Source organism: Xanthobacter aminoxidans (assembly GCF_043193615.1).
Taxonomy (GTDB): Bacteria; Pseudomonadota; Alphaproteobacteria; order Rhizobiales; family Xanthobacteraceae; genus Xanthobacter; species Xanthobacter aminoxidans.
This window is the reverse complement of record NZ_JBAFUS010000006.1, coordinates 54569-70985: the sequence shown is the minus strand read 5'-3', so window position 1 is coordinate 70985 and position 16417 is coordinate 54569. Positions and strand designations below refer to the sequence as shown.

The window sequence follows — 16417 nt, the reverse complement described above, 5'->3', positions numbered from 1 at the left end:
AATAGTTCTTTTTCGAGTTATAAAGTTACGCGCCACTCACGTCCCCCTGCCCCGGGAGTAGAGGCATGAAAGCTCTATTGTCGTTCTCGCGTTCCATCGACGCGCTCAATGTTTTCGTCGGCCGCGTGGCCTGCTGGGCCATCTTCGTCGCCATCCTCGTTTCGGCCGCCAATGCGGTGGTCCGCAAGATGTTCGGCGTGTCGTCCAACGCCTGGCTGGAACTGCAATGGTACCTGTTCGGCGCGGTCTTTATGCTCTGCGCGCCGTGGACGCTCCAGCTCAACGAGCACATCCGCATCGACATCGTGGCCTCCCGGCTGAGCCGCCGGTTGACCAACATCATCGAGATCGCATGCATCGTCCTGTTCCTGATGGTGTTTTCGACCCTGATGGTGTGGCTCTCGGTGCCGTTCGTGTTCGACTCGCTGAAGTCCGGCGAGACCTCCACCAATGCGGGCGGGCTCATCCTGTGGCCGGCCAAGGCGCTCATCCTCGTGGGCTTCGCGCTGCTGCTGCTGCAAGGGGTGAGCGAACTCATCAAGCGCATCGCCATCATGCGCGGCGACCTTGCCGAGGCGGCGGGGGCAGACCTGCACGAGGCCGAGGCGGAGCGCATCCTCCATGAACTCGCCAAGGTGGACCCGCGGATCTCGGAAGGGGGCATGCGGCCATGAGGGCGCCTCTTTGCTCGTCGCCCCGCACTGACGCCCGCTTCGCTGAAGGTCTCGCCCGATGATCGAGTTCATCGCCCACAACCTCGCCCCCATCATGTTCGCGACCCTCGTCGTGTTCATGCTGCTGGGCTATCCCGTCGCCTTCGCGCTGGCCGCCAACGGGCTGCTGTTCTTCTTCATCGCCGTGGAGCTTTCACCCTACGCGCCGGACGCGATTACTTTGTCCTGGCCGCTCCTTCAGGCGCTGCCGGAGCGGGTGTTCGGCACCATGGCGAACGAGGTGCTGCTGGCCATCCCCTTCTTCACCTTCATGGGGCTGGTGCTGGAACGCTCCGGCATGGCGGAAGATCTGCTGGAGACCATCGGCCAATTGTTCGGCACGGTGCGCGGGGGCCTTGCCTATGCGGTGATCTTCGTCGGCGCGCTGCTCGCCGCGACCACCGGCGTGGTGGCGGCCTCTGTCATCTCCATGGGCCTCATCTCCCTGCCCATCATGCTGCGCTACGGCTACGACCGGCGCCTCGCCGCCGGCGTCATCGCCGCCTCCGGCACGCTGGCGCAGATCATCCCGCCCTCGCTGGTCCTGATCGTGATGGCCGACCAGCTCGGCCGCTCCGTGGGCGACATGTATGAGGGCGCCTTCCTGCCCGGCCTCATCCTCTCCGGCCTCTACGCGTTGTTCGTCTTCGTGGTGACGATCGTGTCGCCGAAGTCGGCGCCCGGCCTGCCGCGCGAGGCGCTCACCTGCTGCGAGCCGTCCGGCGGGCGCGGCGTGTGGCAGCTCGGCGTGCTGGTCGCCTATTCCGCCGCCGTGGCGACGGTGGTGATGCGCGACACCGGCATCAAGGCGGGGGCGGACTACGCGATCCTCGCCATCTGCACGGCGGTGGTGGTGGCCCTCGTCTCCGCCCTGCTCAACCGCTTCCTCGGCGCGCGGCGGCTGGTGCTCTCCGCCGTCCTCACGGCGGCCTTCGCCGGCGCCTATGTGCTGCTGCGCGAGAGCGGGCATCCCACGGTCGGCCTCATGGCGGACATCATCGCCGCCGGCGCGCTCTATGCCTTCATCGCCGGCGGCGTCGAGCGCTTCACCGGCATGCCTTTGGTCTCGCGCATGGCCGAGCGCGTCACCTTCGTGATGGTGCCGCCGCTGCTGCTCATCTTCCTGGTGCTCGGGACCATCTTCCTCGGCGTCGCGACGCCCACGGAAGGCGGCGCCATGGGTGCCGTGGGCGCCATGGTGCTCGCGGCGCTGAAGCGCCGGCTGGAGAAGAACCCGGCGCGCTTCTCCCTCTCCATCCTGACACAGGCGACGCAGACGACGGCCAAGCTCTCCGCCTTCGCCATCTTCATCGTGGTCGGCGCGCGGGTGTTCTCGCTCACCTTCTACGGCATCAACGGGCATGTGTGGGTGGAGCATCTGCTCACCGGCCTGCCGGGCGGGCAGATCGGCTTCCTGCTGTTCATCAACCTGCTGATCTTCCTGCTCGCCTTCTTCCTCGATTTCTTCGAGCTGGCGTTCATCGTGGTGCCGCTGCTCGCGCCGGCGGCGGACAAGCTCGGCATCGACCTCATCTGGCTGGGCGTGATGCTGGGGGTGAACATGCAGACCTCCTTCATGCACCCGCCCTTCGGTTTCGCGCTGTTCTACCTGCGCTCGGTGGCGCCGAAGACGGCCTATCTCGATCGGCTCACCGGCAAGCGCATGGAGCCGGTGACGTCCGCGCAGATCTACTGGGGCGCCATTCCCTTCGTGGTGATCCAGATGGTGATGGTGGCCCTCATCGCCGCCTTCCCCGGAATGGTGATGCACTACAAGTCCTCGGCCCCCACCTCCGACCCCGCCGCCGCCCAGCGCCAGCTCGACAGCCTCGATGCCCCCGCGAGCGGCCTCGGTCTGCCCGCCATGCCCGGCCTCGACGATTTGCCGAAGCCCGGCGCCGGGCTCTGACCCCCGTTTGCCGACAGACGCCGACCAGTCAAAAATAAGGGGAATGACAATGAAAAGACGGACTTTCCTGACGAACATCGCCGCCGGCTCCGCCGCCACCCTGGTGGCCGCGCCGGCCATCGCCCAGAGCCAGCCCACGGTGAAGTGGCGCATGGCGACCAGCTGGCCGAAGAGCCTCGACACCATCTACGGCTCGGCCGTCGCCATGTGCCAGCGCATCGGCGAGCTGACCGAAGGCAAGTTCGAGGTGATGCCGTTTGCCGGCGGCGAAATCGTCGGCGCGACGCAGGTGTTCGACGCCACCAAGAACAAGACGGTGGAGTGCTCCCACACCCTCACCTCCTTCTTCACCGGCAAGAATCCGGCCTATGCCTTCGACGGCGGCATCGCCTTCGGCACCAATGCCCGCCAGCAGAACGCCTGGTATTACTACGGCGGCGGCAAGGCGCTGATCCAGGAGCTGTTCGGCAAGGAGAACATGGTCTCCTTCCCCTGTGGCAATACCGGCGTGCAGATGGGCGGCTGGTATCGCAAGGAGATCAAGACCGTCGAGGATCTTCAGGGCCTGAAGATGCGCATCGCCGGCCTCGGCGGCCGCATCCTGAGCAAGCTCGGCGCGGTGCCGCAGCAGATCGCGCCCGGCGACATCTATCCCTCGCTGGAGCGCGGCACCATCGACGCGGCCGAGTGGATCGGCCCCTATGACGACGAGAAGCTCGGCTTCAACAAGGTGGCCAAGTATTACTACACGCCGGGCTGGTGGGAGGGCAGCGCCCAGATCACCACGCTGGCTAACAAGGAAGCCTGGGACGCGCTGCCGCCCGGCTTCAAGGCCGCCTTCGAGACCGCCGCCACCGAGCAGAACCTGATGATGCTCGCGAACTACGACACCAAGAACCCGGAGGCGCTGCGTCGCCTGCTGGCCGCCGGCGTCGAGCTGCGCGCCTTCCCGCAGCCCGTGATGGAGGCCGTCTACAAGGCGACGCTGGAGACCTTCGCGGAACTCGCCGCCTCGAACCCCGATTTCAAGAAGATCTACGAGCCGTGGAAGACCTTCCTGAACGAGTCCAATTCCTGGATGCGCGTGGCAGACTTCCGCCTCGACACCTTCCGCTTCTCCGCGCCCAAGTGGCCGTGAGCGGAACCCTCGCGATTTGAACGATGCGGGGCGGCGGCCTCTGCCGCCCCGCCAGCCCAAGATTGAGGGGATGCCATGTCGATCGACCAACAGACTCGGGATCACGAAGCCCATCCCGCCGTCAGCGGCGAAGGCATCGGCGCCCGTGTCCGCCGCAAGGAGGATGCGCGCCACCTGATGGGCCGCGGCCGCTTTGCCGGCGACATCCGCATGCCCGGCATGAGCGACGTGGCCTTCCTGCGCAGCCCGGTGGCCCATGCGCGCATCCTCGCAGTCACCAAGCCGCAGGGGCATGAGGGCGAGGTGTTCACCTCGGCGGATTGCGCTGATGTCGCCGACATCATCACCCGCTCCACCATCCCCGGCTACAAGCTCTCCGCCCACCCCCCGCTGGCGCGCGACAAGGTGCGCTTCGTCGGCGACATCGTGGCCATGGCCTATGCGCCCACCCGCGCCGAGGCGGAAGACCTCTGCGAGGCGACCCTCTTCGACTATGAGGAGCTGCCCGCCATCGTCGATTGCGACAGCGGCCGCGCCCCCGGCGCCGCTCTGCTGCACGAGGCGTGGGGCGACAACCTCTTCCTGGAAACCAGTTTCGATTCCGGCGGCATCGAGGAGGTCGCCCGCACCGCCGCTGTGAAGGTGGAGAAGCGTTTCCGCACCGGCCGCCAGTGCATGCACCCCATGGAGGGCAAGGGGCTGGTGGCGTGGTGGGATTTCCAGAACGACACGCTGGTGGTGAACACCTCCACCCAGGTGCCGCACATGATCCGCGCCGGCCTCGCCGAGACGCTCGGCCTGCCGGAGGCGCAGATCCGCATCGCCCCGCCGGATGTGGGCGGCGGCTTCGGCTACAAATGCCTGCTCCAGCCCGAAGAAATACTGGTGGCGTGGCTGGCGATGACGTTGAAGCGCCCCTTCCGCTGGATCGAGGACCGGCGCGAGCATCTCACCGCCGGCGCCAATGCCCGCGAGCATGAATATGTCATCACCGCCTATGCGGACGCGCGGGGCAAGCTGCTTGCCCTCGACGCGGAAGTTGCGGTGAATGTGGGCGCCTATTCGGTCTGGCCCTTCACGGCATGCCTTGAGGCGGCGCAGGCCGGCGGCAATCTGCCGGGGCCGTACATCTGGCCCCACTATCGCTGCAAGACCTATTCGGTGGCCACCAACAAGCCGCCCTTCGCGCCCTATCGCGGCGTGGCGCGGCCGGGCGTGTGCTTCGCCATGGAGCTGACCATCGATGCGGTGGCCGCCGCCGTGGGCCGCGAGGCGGTGGACGTGCGGGCGGAAAATCTCGTGCCCGCCGCGGCCATGCCGTACCTGAACATCACCAAGAAATTCTACGACAGCGGCGACTATCCCGCCTCGCTGGCCACCGCCCGCGAGATGATCGGCTTTGAGGCCATCCGCGCCCGGCAGAAGATGGGCGAGATGGACGGCCGGCGAATCGGCGTTGGCTTCTCCACCTATACGGAGCAGTCCGCCCACGGCACCAAGGTGTTCGCCTCCTGGGGCACGCCGCTCGTGCCGGGCTACGAGCAGGCCACCATCCGCCTCAACCCGGACGGCAGCGCCGACGTGAAGGCCGGCATCCACACCATCGGCCAGGGGCTGGAGACGACGCTGGCGCAGGTGGCGAGCGAAATTCTCACCCTTCCCATCGCGCAGATCCGCGTGACGCTGGGCGACACCGCCACCACGCCGTTCTCGACCGGCGCCTATGCCTCACGCGGCATGGTGATGGCCGGCGGGGCCGTGTCCAAGGCGGCGCAGAAGCTGGCGGAGAAGGTGAAGGCGCTGGCCGCCCATCTCATGCAGTGCACGGCCGATCAGGTGCGGTTCGAGGGCGGCGCCATCCACGGGCCGACCGGCTCCGTGACCTTCGCCGAGATCGCCCGCGCCTGGTATCGCACCCCCGAGGTGCTGCCCGACGGCGTGGACACCGGCGGCCTCGAAGTGACCGAGGGCTACAAGCCGGACGTGGACACGGGCCTCTTCTCCTACGCCACCCACGCCGCCCTCGTGGCGGTGGACGTGAAGACCGGCGCGACGGAAATCCTCGACTATGTGGTGGTGGAGGATTGCGGGCGCATGGTGAACCCCATGATCGTCGAGGGGCAGGCCTATGGCGGCGTCGCCCAGGGCGTCGGCACCGCGCTGTTCGAGGAAAGCACCTACGATTCCGAAGGCCAGCCGCTCGCCTCCACCCTCGTGGATTATCTGCTGCCCGGTCCCACCGAACTGCCGAAGGTGCGCATCGCCCACACGGAAACGCTCTCGCCCTTTTCCGCCCACGGCATCAAGGGCGTGGGGGAGGGCGGCGCCATCGCCCCGGCGGGGGCGATCGTGAACGCCATCAACGATGCGCTGAAGGATCTTGGCGCCACCCTGTGCGAGATTCCCGCGACACCGGAGCGGGTGCTCGCGGCGCTGGCCGAGGCGCGTCGCGCGAATAACGGACGGAGCGCCGCATGAAGCCCGCAGCCTTCGACCTCACCCTCGCGACCTCCCTCGATCAGGCGCTCTCGGTGCTGGCGGGGGAGGGCGCAAAGCCCGTCTCCGGCGGCTGCTCGCTGGGGCCGATGCTGAACCTCCGCCTTGCCCGCCCCGCCGCTCTGGTGGACCTGCGCCGCGTGGGCGAGCTGCGCACGCTGGAAGGCAGCGCGACCCATCTCGACATCGGCGCTGGCTGGACCCATGCGGAGATCGAGGACGGCGTCGTGCCGGATGTCACCGGCGGGCTCATGCGCCGCGTCGCCCACGGCATCGCCTATCGCGCCGTGCGCAATCGCGGCACCATCGGCGGAAGCATCGCCCATGCGGACCCGGCGGCGGACTGGATCAGCACCATGACCGTGCTGGACGCGACGCTTCTCATTCGTGGCCGCTCCGGCACCCGGGCCTGCGCCATGGCCGACTTCATGCTGGCGGCCTACACCACCGTGCTCGCCACGGACGAGATCATCACCGCCGTGCGCGTGCCGGTGCTCTCCGCCGAAGCGAAGACGGGCTACCACAAGGTGTGCCGCAAGACCGGCGAATTCGCCCAGGCCATCGGCGCCGTGGTGGTGGATGCCGGACGCGGTCTTGCCCGCGTGGTGGCGGGCGCCGTGGAGGCGCCGTCGCTGGTTCTGGTCGGGGCTGGGGAGCGGCTGAAGGCCGGTGATATCGCGGGGGCACGCACCGCCGCCAACGACGAAATCGAGGCCGCGCTGGCGGGCCACCCGGAGGCGTTCCGCGCGCTCCATCAGGTGGCCGTGGACCGCGCCTTCAGCGATGCGGGGCTCGCATGAACGCCATCACCCTCACCGTCAACGGCCAGCGCCTCTCCCGACAGGTGGAGCCGCGCACCCATCTCGCCGATTTCCTGCGCGAGGAGCTGAACCTCACCGGCACGCACTTGGGCTGCGAGCAGGGCGTGTGCGGCGCCTGCACCGTGCTCATCGATGGCAAGCCCCAGCGCTCCTGCATCGCCTCCGCCGCCGCCTGCGACGGGGCGGACATCCGCACCATCGAGGGGTTCGATGGCGATGCGCTGATGGGCGAACTGCGCGAGGCCTTCTCCGTCCATCATGCGCTCCAATGCGGCTTCTGCACGCCGGGCATGCTCATCTCCTCGCGCGACATCGTCAGCCGCCTCGGGGAAAGCTCCGAGCGCACCGTGCGTGAGGAACTGAGCGGCAACCTTTGCCGCTGCACCGGCTATGTGGGCATCGTGAACGCCGTGTGCGCCGTCTCCGCCGGAAAGGCTCCTTGCGCGCAGGCAGAGGCGGCCGGCATCGCGGCTGCTGCCGCGCCCGCGCCGGTGGCAGCTGCTTCCGCGGTGAAGGCCGCCTCGGCCCCGGCCCCGGCGCCAGCGGTGGTGGGCGCGGGCGGCAGCGAGATCCGCCAGAGCCTCACGGTGGATGCCGCGCCAGAGGTCGTCTGGCCGGCGCTGAAGGACATCCATCTCATCGCCCGCTGCCTCCCCGGCGCCGAGGTGACGGCGTTCGACGGGGAGAGGCTGGAGGGCCGCATGGTCGTCACCTTCGGCCCCATCAAGGCGGCCTTCGGCGGCGACGCCACCGTGACCTTTGACGACGTCGCCCGCACGGGCCTCGTTGTCGGCTCCGGCCGCGACGGCGGCTCCGGCTCAAGAGCCCATGGCGAGATCACCTTCGCCCTGAAGCCGGCCGGCACGGGCAGCGCCATCGACCTCGCGCTGCGCTACCGCATCTCCGGCCCCCTCGCCCAGTTTTCACGGGGGGCACTCGTGCAAAATCTCGTCTCACATCTGACGGGGGTGTTTGCGGCCAATCTCGCCGCCGCCCTGAAGGGGGAGGCGCCGACCGCTGCGACGGGACTCTCGGCAACCGGCATTTTCAAAGTGGTACTGGCAACGTGGTGTGAACGGGTGAAAACCTGGGTGGAACGCCACCTGAACTGATGTGGAATGTGCGAATGCCGGGTGTCTTGTCGCCCGAAAATACAAAGTATACTGATTAAAATCGCCGGAAACGGTGGGAGGACGCGATGGGCTTCAGGAAGGTGGCGGAACTCGACGCGCTGCGCGACGGCGGCGTCACCGGCGTCGAGGTGGATGGTGTCTCTATCGCCTTGTTCCGTTTGGGAAATGAGGTTCACGCCACCCACGGCATCTGCACCCACGCGCTGGCCTTCCTGAAGGACGGCTATGTGGAGGACGGCACCATCGAATGCCCCCTCCACCAGGGCGTCTTCGACATCCGCACCGGCCGTGCCCTCTGCGCCCCTCTCACCCAGGACCTCGCCACCTATGCCGCCAAGGTAGAGGGCGGCGATGTGTTCGTGGACCTCGATAGCGCCAGCGAGAGCCCTTCTGATGCCGGACCGCTGGAAGAGGCTCAAGTGGCTGAAAACACTGGCGGAAGCGCCCTGCCTCTGGTCATCGCCGGGGCCGGGCAGGCCGCCGCCGCGGCCATCCGTGCAGCACGGGCGGCCGGCTTTTCGGCTCCCATCCACCTGGTCGGCGCCGAGCCGCATCTGCCCTATGAGCGGCCCCCGCTGTCCAAGGAAGCGCTTGGCGACGCCTTCGATCGCGCGTCCGCCTGCCGTCTTCCCCCCGCCGACGTGGCGTCGCTGGGCGTGACCTTCCATCCGGGCGTACGCGTCACAGCCGTCGATGCGGAGGCGCGGGTTGCAACCCTCTCGGATAACACGCAAATTCCCTATGGCGCCCTACTCATCGCCACTGGCGGAACGGCCCGGCGCCTCGGTATTCCCGGCGATGATCTGCCGGGCGTCCACCACCTGCGCACCCTTGAGGATGCGCAGGCCATTGCGGCGTCCCTGGCGTCCGCGCGCACGGTCGCGGTGGTGGGCGGCGGCTTCATCGGATTGGAACTCGCCTCTGCCGCCCGGGCGCGCGGCCTCAAGGTCGTGCTGCTGGAGCGCGAGGGCGAGCTGATGTCGCGCCTCCTGCCGTCTGCCCTCGGCGCGGCCTTCCGGCGGCTTGCCGAAGCCCATGGCGTCGAGGTCCGACGCGATGTTGCGGTGGAGGCCATCACTGCGCGGGACGGGGCTCTGGCCCTTGCGACCACGAGGGGCGAGATCGTCGCCGACACCGTGCTCGTGGGTGTCGGCCTTGTGCCGGAGACCGACCTCGCAACCCTTGCCGGCTGCGAGGTTGCGGGGGGCATCGTGGTGGATTCGGCTGGCCGCACCACCGTCGAGGGCATATGGGCCGCTGGCGATTGCGCGCTCCATCATGCGCCCCTCAATGGCCGGCGCGGCCGGCTCGAAAGCTGGCAGAATGCCGAGGAACAGGGCGCCGCTGCGGGCCGCAGTATTGCCGGTGACGATACCGCCCGCGCCGACAAAGCGCCGTGGTTCTGGACCGACCAGTTCGGCCTCAACATCCAGATGCTGGGCGTGCCCGGAACCGGCGACGAGGTGGCGCTGACCGGCACGGACGGCACTGCAGGCGCCGTCTACCGCACCCTCGCCGACGGCCGCGTCACGGCCGTGATCGCCTTCTCCGATGCCGCCGCCATCCGCGCCGCCCGCGCGGAACTGGCGTCCGACACCCCCTTCGACCTTGCCGCCCACGGCGCGCGTCTTCTTGCGCCCCAAGAAACCAATCCCACGCCAATCGATCCCGAGGAGGACGACATGAGCGCGAGCCCCGACGTCCAGTTCGCCAAGAAATATGTGTGGCCGCAGGAAGGCCTCTCCATCATCCCCGACTGGGTCTACACCGACGAAACCGTGTACCAGCGCGAGGTTGAGCGCATCTTCCACGGCCGCACCTGGAATTTCGTCGCGCTGGAATGCGAGATCGAGAATCCCGGCGACTTCATCCGCTCCAATGTCGGCCCGACCCCCGTGGTGGTGGCCCGCGCGGAAGATGGCACGATCCACGTCTTCGAGAACCGCTGTGCCCATCGCGCGGCCGAGTTCTGCCGGGATTTGTCAGGCAATGCCAAGGAGTTCGTCTGCCCCTATCACCAGTGGTCCTATGACCTGAAGGGCAACCTCGTGGGTGTGCCCTTCCGCCGTGGGGTGGACGGCAAGGGCGGCATGCCGAAGGACTTCAAGCCGGCCGACCATGGCCTGAAGCAGCTCAACGTCACCACCCATCGCGGCGTCGTCTTCGCCTCCTATGCCGACGGCATGGAGAGCTTTCCCGAGTATCTCGGACCTGAGGTGCTGCGGGAGTTCGAGGCCACCTTCGACGGCCGCAAGCCCAAGCTGCTCGGTCATTATCGCCATAGCCTGCCGGGCAACTGGAAGCTCTATCACGAGAACCTCAAGGACCCCTATCACGCAACCCTGCTGCACACCTTCCTGGTCACGTTCGGCCTGCTCGTCGCGGGCAACAAGTCGCTGATGCTGGCGGACCCTTCGGGCCGGCACGGGGTGATGGCTTCCGCCAAATCGGACACCACCCACATCGACGCCGACAAGAAGAAGGAAATGCGCGCCTACAAGGAGGGCATGACCCTTGAGGAGCCGCGCTTCATGGACTTCATCGACGAGTTCGACAGCCCCTGGTCCGTCACCATGGCGACCATCTGGCCGAACCTCATCGTGCAGCGGGAGATGAACACGCTGGGCATCCGTCACATCGTGCCGACCGGTCCGAACGAATTCATCATGAAATGGACCATGTTCGGCTTCGAGGGCGACGACGAGGAGATGACCCGCCATCGCCTGCGCCAGGGCAACCTCATGGGGCCGGCCGGCTTCCTGGGGCTGGAGGACAACGAGGCCATCAAGTTCGTGCAGGATGGCATGCTGGGCGTGCCGGGCGGCGAGCATCTCGTAAAGCTCGATCCCGGCACCGAGGCGGGTACCGCCGATACGCTCATTTCGGAAGCGGCCATCCGTGCCATGTACCGCCACTGGCGCGACGCCATGGGCATCGCCTGAGGAGGCGCGAACATGCTGAACCCTTCAAGCGCCAACGCGCCTTCCCGTGACGATCTCATCGATGCGCTGCTGCTGAAGGCAGAGGTGGAGGCCTTCAACGAGGCCTATGCCTCCGCCCTCGACGAGCAGCGCCTCGCGGACTGGGCCGAGATGTTCACCGTCAACGGCTTCTACAACATCATCTCGCGCGAGAACTACGATCGGAAGCTCCCCGTAGGCCTCATCTATTGCGAGAACCGCGGCATGATCCGCGACCGCGCCTTCGCGCTGGAGAAGACCGCCATGTTCGCGCCGCGCTATCTGCGGCACATGGTGGGCAATCTGAAGGTCGCCGAGGCGGCGGATGGCAGCATCGACGCAACCGCGAACTATGTGGTGTTCCAGGTGCTGTTCGACCGGCCGGACGCCACCATCCATCAGGTGGGTCGCTACATCGATCGCTTCGTGCGGGAGGAGGGGGGACTCAAGCTCGCCTCGCGCATCTGCATCTATGACAGCCTGCTCATCGACAACGCCTTGTGCATCCCGGTGTGAGCATGGAACGTCACATGGGAGAGAGCGCGGTCGCGCGCCTTGCTGCGGCCCATTCTGCCGGTACACAGCGGGTGATGGAAACGGTTGAAGGTGCGCTGGCACGTGCGGAGGCGGCGCAGGCCGGCTTCAACTGCTTCGCCACCGTCGATGGCGCGGGGGCCCGCGCCGCGGCGGCGGACATGGACGCCCGCATCGCCGCCGGAAAGACGCCGGGGCCGCTCACCGGTGTGCCGGTTACGGTCAAGGACATTCTGGACTGTGCCGGCCTGCCGACACGCTGGGGGTCGCTTCTGTTCGCCGAGGCTCAGCCCGCGGCTTCGGACATCGCTGCCGTGGCGCGGCTCAGGGCGGCGGGCGCCATCATCATCGGCAAGACGACGACGACAGAATTCGCCCATTCGCCGCTCGGGTCGTCGCCCCTTACGGGCCTGACGCTCAATCCCTTCGCGCCGGACCTCACCTGCGGCGGGTCCTCCTCCGGTGCCGGAGCGAGCGTCGCGCTGGGAGTGACACCGGTGTCGCTCGCCACCGACGCCGGCTGTTCCAGCCGCCTGCCTGCCGCAGCGACGGGGACCTATGGCTTCAAGCCCACCCTCGGCCTCGTGCCGCACGAGCGGGTGCCCGATGCCTTCGGCAGCTTCATCCATCTCGGGCTGATCGCCCGCAGCGTGGCAGATATCGCGGCGACGCTGCCGGTGATCGCGGGTCCGTCTCCAGCCGACCCCTGGAGCCTGCGGGCACCACCGCTCGCCCCGGCCGCGCCAGGTCTGGAGGGTGCCCGCGTGCTCCTGTGGATGCGCGCCGGCAATGCCCGCGTCTCACGCGAGGTCGAGGCGGCGACCCGGGCGGCTGCGCGCGCACTGGAGCGGCTCGGCGCAGTGGTGGTCGAGGAGGACTACGCCCTCGTCGCGCCCGATCCGATCTGGAGCACCCTGCAGCAGACCAACTGGGCGCTGCGTTTCGCCTCGACCTCCGCAGAGGATTTCGCGCGGCTGTCGCCGGCGCTGCGGGCCGGAATCGAGGCCGCGCGGGGCTTCAGCGCGCTCGACCTGATGCGGGCGCAGGTGGCCCGCGCCCAGTTGTTCCGGGGCGTTCAGGCGAAGTTCGCACAGTACGACTTCATCCTCACCCCCTGCCTCTCAGCCCCGCTGGTGGCGGCGGACTTCGACCTTTCGGAGCCGCTGGTGATCGACGGCGAGGCGGTCGGTCCGCTGCGGGCGGAATGGACTTCGGCCCTGTCCCTGTTCGACCTTTCCGGCCATCCCGCGCTCGCCGTTCCGGTGGGGCTTGAGGAAAATGGCGGTCCGCTCGCCGTGCAACTGGTGGGACGGTGGAACGCCGACATGGCACTGCTTTCGGCCGCTGCGGGCCTTGCGGCCGAGATGCCCCCGCCGGCCTGTCCCGCCGCGGCGCTTTCCGTCTGAGACGTCCCGCAGCCGGGCGCCCGGCTGCGGGAGATGCGTCCTATTTCCCGGATGTGATCCGGCTCGACAGGGAAGTATCGATCAGGTCGTTGGTGAAATAGCTCGGGGCAGCCTGACCTGCAGGCACCAGCCCGCCTTCTGCCAGCACGTCCAAAGCCTTCGTCCAATCGGCCTCGGCCATGATGCCCATGGGCTTGTCCTGGGTGGCCGGGGTGGAGACGAAGCCCTTCAGCACGTCGATCTGCTGGCGCAGGATCGCCGGATTGAGCTTGGCGTTCGGTCGCGCTTCCATGATGGCGGCAACGGCCTCGTCCTCGTGCCCGTTCATGATGTAGGTCCACATGCCGGCAACGATGCTGGAGAAGCGGCGCAGCGCGTCGGCCTTGGCCGCGATGGTCTTCTCCGTTGCGAACAGGCCGAAGCTGGGGAAGGTCAGACCGTAGGTCGTGAAATTGATGGTGTTGGACGGGCGCTGGGCGTTCACCACCGGTAGGATGAACGGCACGGTGGAGAAGACCCCGTCCGAGCGCCCGGCCATGTAGGTGCCGCCTTTTGCGGATGCATCCACCGCAACCAGCTCGACGTCCGAGCGCTTCAGGCCGCCCGCCGCCAGGAAGCGATCGATGAAGGGTGCCTCCAGCGAGCCCGCGGTGAAGGCGAGCTTCTTGCCCTTCAGGTCGGCCGGACCGTTGATGCCGCTATCTTTCGGAACGAGCAGGCCGATGTCGTTCTGACGCACGAAGCCGGCAATGGCCTTCACCGGCAATCCCTTGGCGCGTGCAATGGCCATGGGCGCGAGCGAGGCATGGCCCACGTCGTACTCGCCATTGCCGACGATCTGCACGGTGGACACGGAGCCGTTGCCATCCACCAGCTCCACGTCGAGCCCGTTGGCGGCGAACAGCCCCTTCTTCGCGGCAAGGTGGAAGGGGGCATGGTTGCCCCATGGCGTCCAGTCCAGCCGGACACGGATCACATCCGCTGCATGCGCCGGCAATACAATCAGCATGCAGCCTATAATTGATGCAAGGAGGGTCGGGGCAGACAGTCCAAACATTGGGTTGATCCTTTTTTGATGCTGTTTTTCCGTGTTCCTGCCTCACGGGAAAAGCCCGTATCGAGCGTGGTGCAGTGTGGTACACTGCACGAAACGTGCCCTTGGTAGGAAGCCTCTTCCCGAGCGGGAGTCGACAAAAGGTGCTGGCGCTTGCCGGCGCGCCGGTGGTTGTGCTCCCATCTCTTCCGGCCAGGGCGTCATGCAGCGCAAAGCAGTCTCGCGCCGCCGATCGAGGAAGATGGAAGGTGAGGCCTTGAAGGGGAAGGACATGACGGCTTCCGGCGCCCTGGACGCAAAGTCCGCCCCCGGTCGAGACGCGGCGCGTCGGCGGAGTTTGGAGCGGAAGATCCAGGAGACCAAGCCGTCCCCGGAACAGCGGCTGACAGAGGCGCCGAAGCAGGCCGCCTCCTCGGTCGAGATGGATGCAAAGGTGCAGGAGATGCCGCCCCTGCGCGATGCTTCCTCCCCGACCATGCCACTCTGGGAACGTCCGGGCTATCTCGTCCGCCGGCTGCACCAGATCCACTCCGCGATCTTCCTGGAGGAGTGCAAGGCCTTCAACATCACGCCTGTGCAGTACGGCCTGATGACCACGTTGCTTCAGCATTCCGGCAGCGACCAGCGCACCATCGGCGTCGAGGTGGGTATCGACCGCACCAATGTCGCGGATGTGCTGGAGCGGCTTTCCGAGCGCGGCCTCGTCCGCCGTGAGCGCTCGGAGACGGACCGGCGCGCCATGAATGCCTTCCTCACCGAGCAGGGACGGGCGTTGGTGGGCGAGATGTATGGCGCCATGGTTCGCGCCCAGCAGCGCCTGCTGGAGCCGCTCGATCCGGAATATCGCTCCGCCTTCCTCGCCATGCTGACCCAGCTGGTGGAGGGCAACAATCATTACAGCCGCGCCGAGCTGAAGGTCGATTTCAGGGTCCGCCGCCGTCGGGGTCAGGAAGAGGAGTGAGCGAGGGCCGGGCCGCTGGCGGCTGCCGCTCGCTCCCGGTTTCGAGCGCCTCCATTTGACACGTCGCGGAGCGGACGTAACTATATGGTTAGATAACTCGCGGCGGGTTGCCCCGCTGATGAGATCTGTCCCGCCCTGATGCGCGCCAACGCGTTGGGGCGGAAGCGAATCGACAAGGCCCGCACATCATACGGGCTGGGTGGAGCGGGAGGATAAGATGGCGCTCAAGGCGAAATTTGGCGTGTGGCTGGGTGGGGCGGCGGTGCTGTTGTGCACCACCCTTTCGGCCGCGGCGGCGGACAAAGTGACGCTGCTGCTGAACTGGTACAATTACGGCGAGCATGCGCCCTTCTACCTCGGCATCGAGAAGGGATACTTCCCCGCCGAGGGCATTGAGCTTTCTGTCGAGGAGGGGCGCGGCTCCGGTGCGACCGTTCAGGCGGTGGCGGCAGGCTCCGCGACGTTCGGCTATGCGGATTTTGGCACCATGGTGAAGGCGGCCGTCAAAGGCGCGCCCATCAAGGCCGTGGGCATCATGCTGCAGAAAAGCCCCATGGCGGTACAGGGTTTCGCGGACAAGAACATCCGCACCCCCAAGGACATGATCGGAAAAACTGTCGTCTATACACCAGGTGACAGTTTTTCCCAGCTGTGGCCGGCACTTCTGAAGGTCAACGGCATCCAGGACAGCCAGGTGAAGGTCATCACCGGTGATGCCGCCACCAAGCGAAATGCGGTGATTTCCGGCCAGGCGGACTTCCTCCTCGGCAACATCAACGACCAGAAGCCGCTGATCGAGGAAGCCACCGGGAAGCCTGTCTACGCCATGCTTTTCGCCGACTTCGGCGTCAACACGGTGAACGGGTCCGTCATCGTGCGGCCGGATCTTCTGGAGAAGAATCCCGACCTCGCCAAGCGTTTCCTGCGCGCGTTGCAGAAGTCCATCGCCGAGGCCAAGGCTAACCCGCAGGCGGCGGTAGACGCCATGCTGAAGGTGAACCCCAAGGCAGGTAAACGTGAGACCCTTCTTGCGAGCTGGACTGTCACCCTGCCGCTGCTCCACACCGCGCTCACCGAGCAGAAGCCGCCGCTGTGGACGGACCCCAAGGATATTTCCGGCACGCTGGAAATACTCACAAAATACTCGGGCGTGGACCTCGACCCCGCCCAGGGTGCAAAGTTCTACACCAACGACTTCCTGCCGAACTGACAGCGATATCGGTGCTGTCAGGCCCCCTTTCACCAGGGGTATCGGTGCCGTTCGGGAGCGAGTCAGTCGAATGATGCCAGGG

12 protein-coding genes are annotated in these 16417 nt (G+C 67.1%); 11 read left to right on the top strand and 1 reads right to left on the bottom strand.

Annotated elements, in window-relative coordinates; genetic code table 11:
- Nucleotides 1–65: 65 nt before the first annotated feature.
- From V5F74_RS22605 to V5F74_RS22565, 9 genes are all read left to right on the top strand, one after another.
- Complete coding sequence (locus V5F74_RS22605; RefSeq protein ID WP_394010054.1) at nucleotides 66–674, top strand: TRAP transporter small permease subunit; 609 nt, start codon at nucleotides 66–68, stop codon at nucleotides 672–674.
- A gap of 58 nt (nucleotides 675–732) precedes the next feature.
- Entirely contained in the window at nucleotides 733–2622 is a 1890-nt protein-coding gene (locus V5F74_RS22600; protein WP_394010053.1) for a TRAP transporter large permease, read from the top strand.
- Between the two features lie 49 nt (nucleotides 2623–2671).
- Complete coding sequence (locus V5F74_RS22595; RefSeq protein ID WP_394010052.1) at nucleotides 2672–3760, top strand: TRAP transporter substrate-binding protein; 1089 nt, start codon at nucleotides 2672–2674, stop codon at nucleotides 3758–3760.
- A gap of 75 nt (nucleotides 3761–3835) precedes the next feature.
- Nucleotides 3836–6238: a xanthine dehydrogenase family protein molybdopterin-binding subunit gene (locus V5F74_RS22590; RefSeq protein ID WP_394010051.1), complete on the top strand. Its 2403-nt coding sequence runs from the start codon at nucleotides 3836–3838 to the stop codon at nucleotides 6236–6238.
- Nucleotides 6235–7056, top strand: coding sequence for an FAD binding domain-containing protein (locus tag V5F74_RS22585; RefSeq protein ID WP_394010050.1), 822 nt, complete (start codon nucleotides 6235–6237; stop codon nucleotides 7054–7056). The genes V5F74_RS22590 and V5F74_RS22585 overlap by 4 nt, the downstream gene beginning before the upstream one ends.
- Nucleotides 7053–8189: a 2Fe-2S iron-sulfur cluster-binding protein gene (locus V5F74_RS22580; protein WP_394010049.1), complete on the top strand. Its 1137-nt coding sequence runs from the start codon at nucleotides 7053–7055 to the stop codon at nucleotides 8187–8189. Before V5F74_RS22585 ends, V5F74_RS22580 begins: the two co-directional genes overlap by 4 nt.
- Before the next feature lie 86 nt (nucleotides 8190–8275).
- A complete protein-coding gene (locus V5F74_RS22575) occupies nucleotides 8276–11152 on the top strand; it encodes an FAD-dependent oxidoreductase (RefSeq protein ID WP_394010048.1) in 2877 nt (958 codons plus the stop codon).
- 12 nt (nucleotides 11153–11164) lie between these two features.
- On the top strand, nucleotides 11165–11686 hold the full coding sequence (locus V5F74_RS22570; protein WP_374254657.1) for an aromatic-ring-hydroxylating dioxygenase subunit beta: 522 nt from the start codon (nucleotides 11165–11167) through the stop codon (nucleotides 11684–11686).
- Between the two features lie 14 nt (nucleotides 11687–11700).
- Nucleotides 11701–13110 (top strand): amidase, encoded by a 1410-nt coding sequence (locus tag V5F74_RS22565; protein WP_394010047.1) that lies wholly within the window; start codon nucleotides 11701–11703, stop codon nucleotides 13108–13110.
- A 40-nt stretch (nucleotides 13111–13150) separates the two neighbouring features.
- Here the strand turns inward: V5F74_RS22565 and V5F74_RS22560 are convergent, their stop codons facing one another.
- Nucleotides 13151–14086: an ABC transporter substrate-binding protein gene (locus V5F74_RS22560; RefSeq protein WP_394010046.1), complete on the bottom strand. Its 936-nt coding sequence runs from the start codon at nucleotides 14084–14086 to the stop codon at nucleotides 13151–13153.
- Between the two features lie 349 nt (nucleotides 14087–14435).
- Here V5F74_RS22560 and V5F74_RS22555 point away from each other — a divergent pair, with 349 nt between their 5' ends.
- On the top strand, nucleotides 14436–15125 hold the full coding sequence (locus V5F74_RS22555; RefSeq protein WP_394010045.1) for a MarR family winged helix-turn-helix transcriptional regulator: 690 nt from the start codon (nucleotides 14436–14438) through the stop codon (nucleotides 15123–15125).
- 217 nt (nucleotides 15126–15342) lie between these two features.
- Nucleotides 15343–16335, top strand: a complete 993-nt coding sequence (locus V5F74_RS22550; RefSeq protein ID WP_394010044.1) for an ABC transporter substrate-binding protein — start codon at nucleotides 15343–15345, stop codon at nucleotides 16333–16335.
- Nucleotides 16336–16417: the final 82 nt, after the last annotated feature.